Genomic DNA, 11,505 nt, shown 5'->3' with positions numbered 1-11,505 from the left:
TCCTCAAGAGGTTGAAATGGAGATAGAGTTGTAGGGGAATCATGTGATTCTCCTATTTTCGTATAGATGAAAGGAGCAAGTATGGAAGTAATGCAATTATTGGCTATGTTTCGTGGAACAATTCCAAAAGATAGGGAGAAAATGGACCTATTTCTTCGTTATCAAGCGCAACATTTTGATGAGAAATGGCAGGATTTGGTAGAGAGTTTTTTGGCTGAAGAGGGCAAGATAGAAGAGATTCCTCACGTCTATTCGTTTGATCAAGATATTGTTTCTTTCCTAGAGGCCAGTTCTGAAAATAATGACCAAGATTTGGAAAGTTACACAAGAAGTTTTGGACAAGCGGGTCTAGATAAATTATCTCAATTAAGTAATTTTGAGAAAAACTTGGTGCTAGAAGTCGCAACCTATAATCTTTCCACTCGATTTTACAACCAATCTGAAGAAGAGAAGCTAACACCATTAAGTGAGCTTGTATGTCATCAGAATCAGGATGTCAATTTAGTCAATGTCTATCGGGTTGCGAATAATCTATCTGACCGTATTAGTAGAGATATAGAGGAATTTCTTCTAATGGTTGATTCAAAAGAGCTTAAAAAAGAAGTTCTTGAGATTCATTTTGAGGAAAAAGAGGGAGATGTTCTAGCCTATTTGGGTTCAGAATTGATGGCTACTTTAGATACCGTTAAGGATCTTGTCTATCATGAAGAAAACTACACACAACTCCCACTGACACAAAAGCTGAAGATTATTACTCATTTTGATGAAGTAAAGGCTATAAGAGAAAAGTCTAATCAAGTAGAGGAAGTTTTATCTCCTTCAAGTGATATTGAACAGGAAACGGAAGAAACGAACTCTTTTTCTAATGTCGATAAGATTGTAGAAGAAACTTTGAGGGAATATCCAATCGGTTCACAAGTAAGTTATAAAGGACAAGTATTTCAGTTGGTTTCGATTGAAAATGCACAGTTAAATAACTTAGTTCGCCTAGAGCTATTCAATGATTCCAACCAGTTATTTGAAGAAAGTCCTATCTTATACTTGAACAGTTTAGAAGAGATTGAACAAGTATTGTCTATCGTAGAACTTGAAAAAGAAGATTCAGAGATTGAGATTGATTCATCAAGTGAAAATCAGGAAATAGATTTGTTTTCCTATCTGGAAGAAGAAAAGGAAAAAGATAAGGAAACAGAAACGCTTATTTCAGATATAGAAGAGACGGAAGTCCCCGTTCAAGATTTTGTTTTTCCAGATGATTTAGAGGACTTTTATCCTAAGACAAATCGAGAAAAGATTGAAACGAATATCGCCTCTATTGAACTTGTTAAAAGATTAGAAAAAGAGGGACGACAAGCGAATCCAAAAGAACAAGAGCTACTAGCCAAGTATGTCGGGTGGGGCGGCCTTGCCAATGAATTTTTTGATGAACTCAATCCAAAGTATGAAGCAGAACGTTTAACTCTCAAGAGCTTAGTAAGTAAATCAGAATACTCCACCATGAAACAAAGTTCTCTCACAGCCTATTATACAGACCCAATGATTATTCGCCAGATTTGGCAAAAATTACTGGATGATGGTTTTGAGGGAGGAAGGATTTTAGATCCTTCTATGGGGACTGGGAACTTCTTTGCGGCTATGCCTAGAAGTATACGAGATAAATCAGAACTCTATGGGGTTGAATTAGACAGTGTGACTGGCGCAATCGCAAAACAACTCCATCCAAATGTCCATATTGAAGTGCGAGGATTTGAAGAAGTTCCCTATCAAAATAATAGTTTTGATTTAGTCTTAACGAATGTTCCTTTTGGAAATTTTCGCATTGCCGATAAAAACTATGATAAACCTTATATGATTCATGATTACTTTGTCAAACACTCACTTGATTTAGTAAGAGACGGAGGACAAGTGTCGATTATCTCTTCTATTGGCACAATGGATAAACGGACAGATAATGTCTTACAAGAGATTAAAACCAACACTCATTTTTTAGGGGGAGTTCGTTTGCCGGATATGGCTTTTAAAAGGATTGCAGGTACTCGTGTAACCACAGACCTCCTTTTCTTTCAAAAGGATCAAGCAAAGAATCTTAATGAAGAGGAGCTTGTCTTTAGTGGCTCTATTCCCTTTGAGGAGGATAAGCGTGTCTGGATTAATCCTTATTTTGATGGGAAATACAATACACAAGTTTTGGGTCAATATGAGGTACGTAATTTTAATGGAGGAACTCTCAATGTTAAGGGGGTATCAGAAACATTAGCTACTGACATTATGGAAGCGTTAGAGAATGTGGAAGAACCTAAACCAATTGACAATTCTTTAAAAGCACCTGTTTTTATCCAAGAAGAAGTGGATAATTCTATTCCAAGTCGTATACGTGAGGACTTAGCTCTCTATTCTTTTGGATATGAGGGAAATCAAATTTATTACCGAGATACGCATGGCATTCGGAAAAGTTCAAAAGTAGATGAAATTAGTTATTATGTAGATGAGAAGGGAGATTTTAAAGCATGGGACAGTTCTTTGTCTGAACATAAAATAGATCGATTCGTACAACTTCATTTGACAGATGAGGAAGCACTAGATGTTTACAAGTCAGAAGAAGCGAGTAAAAGAGGGAAATATAAGGGACTGTTCAAAAAAACTGTATTTTATGAAAGCCACTTATCGGATAAGGATATTAGTCGTATTAAGGGCATGGTTGATTTGAGAGAGACCTATCAAGCCTTAATTGAAATTCAACGTCATCCAGATTATAGTCGGACAGATTTTCAGGTATTACTTAGTAAACTCAATCATGACTATGACCGCTTTGTAAGTCAATTTGGATACTTGAATGCCTCAGTCAATCGGAACTTATTTGATAGTGACGATAAGTATTCTTTACTAGCAAGTTTAGAAGATGAATACATTGACTCTAAAGATCAGAAAGTAAAATATAAAAAATCTTTAGCCTTTGAGAAAGCATTGGTTAGGCCAGAGAGAGTAATTGCAAGAGTTTCAACGGCTTTAGATGCCTTAAACTCCAGTTTATCGGATGGTAGAGGGGTTGATTTAGACTATATGGTATCAATTTATCCCGAACATAGCCAAGCTGCTATTTTAGATGAGTTAGGAGACCAGATTTTAATGGATCCAGAAAGTTATTTAAGAGGAGAAAGAAAATATCTTTCTAAGAACCAATTTTTATCAGGAGACATTCTCAACAAGATAGAAGTAGTTCAACTATTAGTGGAGGAAAACAACCAAGAATGTGACTGGTCCCATGCTTTAGATTTGTTAGAATCTGTTCGTCCTCCACGGATTCATCTGGCAGATATTGAGTTTAAAATAGGGTCACGTTGGATTCCTCAATCCGTTTATGGTAAATTTGCCTTTGAATGTTTTACCAATCGTGAATTTGAATTATCTTCGCCTGATGTTGAACAAGTCATTGAAGTGAATCCTGTCGATGGGCAGGTTCATTTAAGGACATCATTTGCTTATCGCTATCCAAGTGCAAAAGATAGTAGTCTTGGAGTCAGCGGGTCACGTTATGATACAGGAAGAAAGATTTTTGAGAATTTACTTAATTCGAACCAACCGACGATTACCATGACTGTTACGGAAGGAGAAAAGAAAAAGACCATCACAGATTTGGAAAAAACCTCTGTTCTAAGAGCAAAAGAGCAGCATTTACAAGAACTCTTTCAAGACTTTGTCTCACGGTATCCAGAAGTCCAACAAGTCATTGAAGAAAGCTATAATCGTCTTTATAATCGAACGGTTAGTCGAGAGTATGACGGTAGCCATCTAGTCATTGATGGCTTGGCACAAAACATCAGTCTTCGTCCTCATCAAGAGAATGCCATTCAAAGAATCGTAGAAGAAAAAAGAGCCTTATTAGCTCATGAGGTAGGTTCAGGAAAGACCTTGACCATGCTTGGGGCTGGGTTTAAATTAAAGGAGTTGGGGATGGTTCATAAGCCCTTGTATGTAGTACCTTCTAGTTTGTCTGCTCAATTTGGCCAAGAAATCATGAAATTTTTCCCTACTAAAAAGGTCTTTGTGACCACTAAGAAAGATTTTGTGAAGGCGAGAAGAAAACAATTTGTGTCACGTATTATTACAGGAGATTACGATGCCATTGTCATTGGGGATTCTCAATTTGAAAAAATCCCTGTCAGTAAGGAAAGACAGATGAATTATATCGAGGATAAACTCAATGAACTACGAGAGATTAAAACACATTCTGAAAATAAGTATACTGTTAAAGAAGCAGAGCAATCAATAAGTGGTCTAGAGAAACAATTGGAAGAACTGCAACGCTTCAATCGTGATAGTTTTATTGATTTTGAGAACTTAGGAATTGATTTTCTCTTTGTGGATGAAGCACATCACTTTAAAAATATACGTCCCATTACTGGACTTGGAAATGTAGCAGGGATTACCAATACAACCTCTAAGAAGAATGTGGATATGGAAATGAAGGTTCGACAGATTCAGGAAGAACATGATTTTAAAAACATTGTCTTTGCGACAGGAACACCTGTTTCCAATTCTATTAGTGAGTTATACACTATGATGAACTACATTCAACCAGATATCTTAAAACGCTATCAAGTTGATTATTTTGACTCTTGGGTGGGTGCTTTTGGAGAAATTCAAAACTCTATGGAATTAGCTCCTACAGGGGATAAGTACCAACCTAAGAAACGATTTAAAAAGTTTGTCAATCTACCTGAGTTGATGAAAATCTATAAAGAAACAGCCGACATTCAAACACAAGATATGTTGGATTTACCTGTTCCAGAAGCCCATATTATTCCTATTGAGAGTGAGTTAACTGAAAACCAGAAACTCTATTTAGAAGAATTGGTTATGAGGTCAGATATGGTCAAATGTGGAACAGTTGATCCGAGCCAGGATAACATGTTAAAGATAACAGGTGAGGCACGGAAACTAGCTATTGATATGCGTTTATTGGACTCTAGCTATAGTCTAGCAGACAATCATAAACTGCTTCAGGTAGTGGATAATGTTGAAAGAATTTATCGTGAAGGAATGGAAAATAAGGCTACTCAGATGATTTTTTCAGATATTGGCACACCTAAGAAAAAGGACAATGGCTTTGATGTTTATTCTGAGATTAAGGCTTTATTAGTTGATAGAGGAATCCCTAGTAAGGAAATTGCCTTTGTACATGATGCCAATAGTGATGAAAAGAAGAATAGTTTGTCTCGAAAGGTCAATGCAGGAGAGGTGCGGATTCTCCTTGCCTCAACTGAAAAAGGAGGAACAGGTTTAAATGTTCAGAGCAAGATGAAAGCAGTTCATCATCTGGATGTACCGTGGAGACCAAGTGACATTCAGCAACGCAATGGACGGATTATCCGACAGGGAAATGAAAACAAGGAAGTGGATATTTACCACTACATTACTAAAGGTTCGTTTGATAATTATCTATGGGCAACTCAGGAGAACAAACTCCGTTATATTAAGCAGATTATGACTTCTAAGGAGCCGATTCGTGCTGCAGAAGACATTGATGAGCAGACTATGACAGCTTCTGATTTTAAGGCACTAGCAACAGGTAATCCTTATCTCAAATATAAGATGGAACTAGAGAATGATTTGACTCTATTAGAAAATCAAAGACGCGCCTTTCAACGCAGCAAGGATCACTATCGTCATACAATCTCTTACTGTGAAGAAAATATGCCCATTCTTGAGAAACGATTAAGCAAGTATGAAGGCGACATTCAACAGTCTGAAATATCGAAAGACCAGGCATTTTCTATGACGGTAGGTAAGCAAGCTTTTGATCAACGAGCTGAAGCAGGGGAATCCCTACACCGTCTTATCCGTCATAATCAAGCTGACAGCAAAGAATTTCGTACCTTAGCAAGCTATCGAGGATTTGACATTAAAATGCTTAGTCTTCCAATAAATCAACCTCTTACTGAAACCTTCTCTGTTAAGATTGTAGGAGAAAATCAATATTCTGTCAGTTTAGATTTGTATTCTCCTTTGGGGACGATTCAAAGGCTTCAGCATACGATTGATCACATCAAGGAGGATCAAGTGAAAACTCAGAACTTATTGGATGAATTAAAGGATAAATGGACTACTGCTAAGGTAGAAATTGAGAAAAATTTTCCAAAGGAAGAGGATTATCAAACTAAAAAGGCCGAATACGATGTACTCGCGCCATTGATTGAAACAGAAACGGATTTAGATATTATTGATCAGGCCTTAAGACAATTCCATGAAAAAGGAAACGAAAAGCAAGAACAACTTTCTTTTGAATTGGATTAAAAAATAGATACAAATAGCGGACAAGAAACGAAAAACGCGGTAAAATAAAGATAGAAAGAAACGAGGTAACGATTATGATGGAAGATACCTATTATCAATTAGAAGAAACCTTGGTACAGGGATTTCAAACCCCTGAAGAATATCAAGCTTACAAGGAACTAAAGGAACATTATGAGGAAGTGACTGGGGATTACAGCTTTTCTAAACGAGAACTCACTAGCCAATTGGAAATCGCTCTTCAGAATCATCGAGGCGTGGACTTTGAAGAACATGAAAAAGAGGACTATCTGGAATTGGTTCAAAAACTAGAAGAGTTTGATTCCTCTCTTGCCACCCATTATCGTCAGTTGATTGACTAGAAAGGAGAAAGTCATGAATGATTTACTCCTTATCCCAGTAATTTTTTTAGCAGTAGGAGGAATTCTCATTCTTTTATGGAGACTCTTTCTTATTGCCAGCGGACTTTTCCTGATTGGTTTTGTCAGTTTTCTTATTTTCGTGGAGGTCTATGGAATTTATTTGTTCTTTACTGAACCTAGTTTATATTTTGATGATATCAGACAACATGGTTTAACTAGTTTTACGTCTATGTACCTTTTCATCAATCTGATGTTGGTTCTAGGATTCAGTTGGCGCTTCATTAACTCCATAAATAAGAAAAAAATGTGAACTTTTTAGATAGTCAAAAGACTTTATCTGAATCTAAATTCGGATAAGGTTTTTTATTTACCTTGATTCTTTCATATACATCATAGCTAAATTGGAGTAATAATTTATGAAAATCATTATCCTCACTATTATTACTTGTATTTATGGCTTGTTTATGTCGTTCAATATGAGAAAGAGCTCTTCTCAAATTTTCTTCTTTTAATTTGTTCATATTTATATTATAAACTGAAGACAGCTAATTTTGATATTTTTCTCTGAACTGTACGATTTTGCGCCTGAAATGTAGAAATTACCTTTCGTTGTGATGTGATAAAACTTACAAGTTCTTTTTGTTATTCTTGACCTAGTTTTTATAGAAAGAAGGTCTAAGATGTTAAATAAAGTCAAAACTAAAGCCTTAATTAGTGTTGGAGCAGTGGCTGCAACTAGCTTTATTCTCATGATGGGATATACTGCTGGTCAACATTCTACTGCTAAACAAAGTCGCAAAGAAATCGAATTGGCTGCAGCTAAACTTGTAGAGGACAAACAAGAAGAAGATAAAGCCAGCATTTTGTCATCGGATACTGTAAAAGAATTTTTGACGCAGTACTATACGAAAGAAAAGCTCGGAGAAAATAATACACGTATTCAACCTTATATGACTGAATCGGCTTATTCTCAAGAATTGTCAAGTCAAAATGATGCTATGAACCAAGTGTATAAGGATTATATTTTGGATTATCATTTTGAAAAAGCAGATATCTTTGTCAATCAGACTACGAATCAAGCCATTGCCATGGTCTCTTATAATGTAACCTATGTATCTGATTTAAAGAATGCCAACCAATCAAAGACCAATCAGACAGAAACCAGAACGGTTAAGTTGTCTTATTCGAAACTACCAGGTAAGTTATTGGTCAATCAAGTACAGGTTTGGAAATCTGGGTTAGATGATTTGGATAAGGCTACTCCCAAAACTTTGGAAGAATCCTCATCTGTTCCATCACTGCCAAATACTACAACAAAATGATGATATTGCATGGAAATAGAAGAATGTAAGCAAATTTCAATTCTTGATGTAGCCAATCGTTTGGGGATCTCCTTTAAACAAGTTTCGAGCAGTGTCTATGAACATCCTGAACACGATTCATTCCGGATTTTTTCAACTACCAATACTTTTAAATGGTTTTCAAGAGATATTCAAGGTGATGTCATTGATTTTGTTCGACTTGTTAAGGGAATTTCCTTTAAAGAAGCTCTAGCCTTTCTTTCTGAAGAACCTTTTCAAAAAGAAGCTGTTCAAGAAAAAAGAGAGAGACCATTTTATTACCCTTTAAAGAGAATAGAAGATTCTAACTGCAGTCTGGCCAGATATTACTTAACAAAATGTAGAGGAATCTCAGAAGAAATCATAGAAAAGATGATTCAACAAGGTTTGATAGCACAAGCTAGTTGGAAAACAAATGAAACTGTTGAACCTGTTATTGTTTTTAAAAGCTTTGATCATCGTCACAAACTGCAGTCAGCAAGCCTACAAGGGATTTATAAGAATCATTCTATCCCAAGAGAGAGGTTAAAAACGATTCTAAAAGGAAGCCATGGACATGTTGGAATATCCTTTGACATTGGTAAACCAAATAAGCTGGTCTTTTGTGAATCGTTCATTGACTTGATGAGCTATTACGAACTTCATCAACAAAATCTATCTGATGTTCGTTTGGTATCTATGGAGGGATTAAAAAGGTCTGTTGTTGCTTATCAAACTTTACGACTGATAGCTGAAGAAAATCAGAAGTTGGAATTTTTAGATACAGTAACACCTTCAAAGTTATTGCCTTTGATCAATACAATTCGTGATACCACCAGCTATTTTGATAATCATCCTGATTTATTGACACTTGCGGTAGATTGTGATGATGCAGGAAAAGATTTTTCTGATAAGTTATCTCAATCAGGATTTCCTGTTTTCCTGGATTTCCCTGATAATGAATCTGGGAAAGAAAAAGTAGACTGGAATGATGTCCTTAGAGAAAAGAAATCAGATTTACAATTGATGATTGAGAATGCAAAAGAGACATTGAGGAATCAACCAGTAAGACAAACCTCTCAATGTTTAGAATTGTGATAACAAAATCAAGACGTTTTAGCTAATATTAGAATGAAGGAGGATAGTATATGACCATTATTGAACGCTTAGAAGAAAAGGTCACTAGGCAAGAAAGTAAGGTAGCAAGAGAGACAGAAAAACTAGCTGCTTACAAAGAGCAACTTGAGACAGCGATGTTTGCGACGTTCAAAAGGCGTCAAAGCATTAGTCACATGAGTTTTGAAGAAGCTCTTGACCATGCCTTTGGTAGAGAAAGACAATTCGATGATTCTGAATTTAGAAAGGATGAAATGAGTGAATGACAAAAGATTGGAATTTTAATCAACCATTAGAAAGTAAATCAGAAAATCAAGAAGATCCAGATAAAATTGCGGCCTTATTTGGAAATCATCAAGGAGGTAATGATGTAAATTATGAAGCAGCTTTTCAAAAGCGCAAACAAGCACCTATGACGGAATCAAATCCTAGTTCTAAACCCAAAGTTACAGAGGTTAGAACAGGAAAAGAGACAGATATCACTACAAGTTATCAGCAACATCTTAAAAGACTGATTGCGGATAATAATAGCGATATTCAAAGTAGTCAAAAGAAAATTGAAGAGCTACATACGTTGATTGATACAAAGAATAAAGATAATAAGAAATTGCAGTCCATTTATGATGCGATTTCGGAATTACACTAAGCAGTCTTAAAAGGCTGCTTTTTTTGAGAGGTTATAGATGTTTACAAAACTTTTTAAGAAAAACCAAGACAATAGTGATGTATTTAAGAAGCTAATTCATCGACTATCTGATATGTCTGTCCAAGATCTTGAAAAAATTGACCGACTTTTAGATATCATTTTCACTCCAAAACAAGAATCAGAACAACTAAAAACAGAATCAATTTATAGAGAAGAAACTTTGGACGACACATTAAAGGAAGCTAAGAATCAACTTCATAAGGAACAATTGGAGAAGAATTTAGAGAGATTTAGAAAAGATGGAAGGAAGTGAATCGTTTTATAAAATTTTCTTTTACTTGAATAAAGTCTTGTGTTATACTTTTAGTATAGACTAGATAAGGAAGTAAATATTTTGGACTTGACTACCAAGCAGGAAAAGCAACTAGGTCAGACTCAGTGGTTTCATGCTACATTATTGAGACATTTAGAATCCTTAAAAAAAGGAATCGATGTTCAATTTAACTTAGGAAGGGAGCTAGATTTTGGACCTGGATTCTATATTACGCCTGACTTTGAACAAGCTAGAAAATTTATTAACAAGCAAGTTGAAGCATTAAATCGAAGCACCTCTAACAATAATATTTTTGACTCAAAGGAAGAAGTAGGAATTATAGTAGAATTTCGTATTTCAAATTTTGTAGAAATTTTTAAGAACCCTGACTATCATTGTCACTATTTTCCAAAACATAAAAAGTCAGAGTCAGATTTAGATTTTGCAGAATTTGTAGTTCAAAATCGGGAAAATCCAGATGAATTACAACACCATTTTGATTTTATCTATGGTGTTCAGACTGATGATAATCCAACCCAAGCTTTAGCTCGTTTTCGTCAGAATGAAATTACAAAAGAAGAAATGCTTGCTGAGTTTAGAAAACCCTATTCTTTTAAACAATTATCCATTCACAACCAATCTTTTTGTGATATAATGAAAATAGAGAAAGTTTATCAATCAAAGACAGGAGAGGAGTTACAAAAATGGCAGTAGTATCGTTGGAAAATAATATTAAACTATATAGTTCAGAATTATTTCAAGCACTATTAAAAGCCTCCAATTATAAATTGGATGAGCGTATTGCTCAGACTGTTGCAGAAGGCTATGCTCGTAATCTAGATTATTCTGATCCTGAACTGATGCATGTTGGTGTAACTTCGGTTGCTAACAACCTGCTTACAAAAATTAAACAAGAGTATTTTATTGTATAGTATTTTGAAAAGCCACCGAAAAAGGAATTACTCTTTAAGGTGGCTTTTTTAGAAGTAAAGTTTAGGCTAGAAAAACAAGAAACAACGCACCAAAATTGGTGCGTTCTGCTTTTTTATGCTATAATGGATTTAGAAAAATAAAGGAGTTTGCCATGATTGGAAAGAACATAAAATCCTTACGTAAAACACATGACTTAACACAACCCGAATTTGCACGGATTGTAGGTATTTCACGAAATAGTCTGAGTCGTTATGAAAATGGAACGAGTTCAGTCTCTACCGAATTAATAGACATCATTTGTCAGAAGTTTAATGTATCTTATGTCGATATTGTAGGAGAAGATAAAATGCTGAATCCTGTTGAAGATTATGAATTGACTTTAAAAATTGAAATTGTGAAAGAAAGAGGCGCTAATCTATTATCTCGACTCTATCGTTATCAAGATAGCCAGGGAATTAGCATTGATGATGAATCTAATCCTTGGATTTTAATGAGTGATGATCTATCTGACTTGATTCATACGAA

General features: G+C 35.3%; 12 protein-coding genes. 11 read left to right on the top strand and 1 reads right to left on the bottom strand.

Going from position 1 to position 11,505, the window contains the following annotated elements:
- Positions 1–81: 81 nt before the first annotated feature.
- From QZ114_RS05975 to QZ114_RS05965, 3 genes are all read left to right on the top strand, one after another.
- Complete coding sequence (locus QZ114_RS05975; RefSeq protein WP_295500887.1) at positions 82–6,294, top strand: DEAD/DEAH box helicase family protein; 6,213 nt, start codon at positions 82–84, stop codon at positions 6,292–6,294.
- Between the two features lie 74 nt (positions 6,295–6,368).
- A complete protein-coding gene (locus tag QZ114_RS05970; RefSeq protein ID WP_261031012.1) occupies positions 6,369–6,653 on the top strand; it encodes a DUF5962 family protein in 285 nt (94 codons plus the stop codon).
- 13 nt (positions 6,654–6,666) lie between these two features.
- Positions 6,667–6,963 (top strand): DUF5966 family protein, encoded by a 297-nt coding sequence (locus QZ114_RS05965; protein WP_261445036.1) that lies wholly within the window; start codon positions 6,667–6,669, stop codon positions 6,961–6,963.
- Between the two features lie 13 nt (positions 6,964–6,976).
- On the opposite strand, the gene QZ114_RS05960 is transcribed toward QZ114_RS05965, so the two are convergent.
- On the bottom strand, positions 6,977–7,174 hold the full coding sequence (locus QZ114_RS05960) for a hypothetical protein (RefSeq protein WP_081720561.1): 198 nt from the start codon (positions 7,172–7,174) through the stop codon (positions 6,977–6,979).
- A 159-nt stretch (positions 7,175–7,333) separates the two neighbouring features.
- Here QZ114_RS05960 and QZ114_RS05955 point away from each other — a divergent pair, with 159 nt between their 5' ends.
- The 8 genes from QZ114_RS05955 to QZ114_RS05920 form a co-directional block, all read left to right on the top strand.
- Positions 7,334–7,975, top strand: coding sequence for a hypothetical protein (locus QZ114_RS05955; protein WP_033607223.1), 642 nt, complete (start codon positions 7,334–7,336; stop codon positions 7,973–7,975).
- Between the two features lie 9 nt (positions 7,976–7,984).
- Complete coding sequence (locus QZ114_RS05950; RefSeq protein WP_295500876.1) at positions 7,985–9,070, top strand: toprim domain-containing protein; 1,086 nt, start codon at positions 7,985–7,987, stop codon at positions 9,068–9,070.
- A 50-nt stretch (positions 9,071–9,120) separates the two neighbouring features.
- Complete coding sequence (locus QZ114_RS05945) at positions 9,121–9,354, top strand: DUF5965 family protein (RefSeq protein WP_000152422.1); 234 nt, start codon at positions 9,121–9,123, stop codon at positions 9,352–9,354.
- Complete coding sequence (locus QZ114_RS05940) at positions 9,351–9,734, top strand: DUF5945 family protein (protein ID WP_084946475.1); 384 nt, start codon at positions 9,351–9,353, stop codon at positions 9,732–9,734. The genes QZ114_RS05945 and QZ114_RS05940 overlap by 4 nt, the downstream gene beginning before the upstream one ends.
- Before the next feature lie 37 nt (positions 9,735–9,771).
- Entirely contained in the window at positions 9,772–10,047 is a 276-nt protein-coding gene (locus tag QZ114_RS05935) for a hypothetical protein (protein ID WP_295500869.1), read from the top strand.
- Positions 10,048–10,128: 81 nt separating this feature from the next.
- Positions 10,129–10,761, top strand: a complete 633-nt coding sequence (locus QZ114_RS05930) for a DUF3990 domain-containing protein (RefSeq protein ID WP_295500866.1) — start codon at positions 10,129–10,131, stop codon at positions 10,759–10,761.
- Entirely contained in the window at positions 10,752–10,979 is a 228-nt protein-coding gene (locus QZ114_RS05925; protein WP_000301902.1) for a hypothetical protein, read from the top strand. Before QZ114_RS05930 ends, QZ114_RS05925 begins: the two co-directional genes overlap by 10 nt.
- A gap of 152 nt (positions 10,980–11,131) precedes the next feature.
- On the top strand, positions 11,132–11,505 hold a 374-nt coding region (locus tag QZ114_RS05920), incomplete at its 3' end, for a helix-turn-helix transcriptional regulator (protein ID WP_295500862.1).

Origin of the sequence: uncultured Streptococcus sp. (assembly GCF_901875575.1) — a bacterium.
Classification (GTDB): Bacteria; Bacillota; Bacilli; order Lactobacillales; family Streptococcaceae; genus Streptococcus.
Note: the sequence above shows the minus strand (reverse complement) of the source record. Positions and strands in the feature narration are given on the sequence as shown.

Coding starts and splice junctions, on each gene's coding strand:
- QZ114_RS05960 (WP_081720561.1), bottom strand. CDS start 7,174: ATGAACAAATTAAAAGAAGAAAATTTGAGAAGAGCTCTTTCTCATATT.
- QZ114_RS05940 (WP_084946475.1), top strand. CDS start 9,351: ATGACAAAAGATTGGAATTTTAATCAACCATTAGAAAGTAAATCAGAA.
- QZ114_RS05945 (WP_000152422.1), top strand. CDS start 9,121: ATGACCATTATTGAACGCTTAGAAGAAAAGGTCACTAGGCAAGAAAGT.
- QZ114_RS05950 (WP_295500876.1), top strand. CDS start 7,985: ATGGAAATAGAAGAATGTAAGCAAATTTCAATTCTTGATGTAGCCAAT.
- QZ114_RS05975 (WP_295500887.1), top strand. CDS start 82: ATGGAAGTAATGCAATTATTGGCTATGTTTCGTGGAACAATTCCAAAA.
- QZ114_RS05965 (WP_261445036.1), top strand. CDS start 6,667: ATGAATGATTTACTCCTTATCCCAGTAATTTTTTTAGCAGTAGGAGGA.
- QZ114_RS05935 (WP_295500869.1), top strand. CDS start 9,772: ATGTTTACAAAACTTTTTAAGAAAAACCAAGACAATAGTGATGTATTT.
- QZ114_RS05970 (WP_261031012.1), top strand. CDS start 6,369: ATGATGGAAGATACCTATTATCAATTAGAAGAAACCTTGGTACAGGGA.
- QZ114_RS05955 (WP_033607223.1), top strand. CDS start 7,334: ATGTTAAATAAAGTCAAAACTAAAGCCTTAATTAGTGTTGGAGCAGTG.
- QZ114_RS05925 (WP_000301902.1), top strand. CDS start 10,752: ATGGCAGTAGTATCGTTGGAAAATAATATTAAACTATATAGTTCAGAA.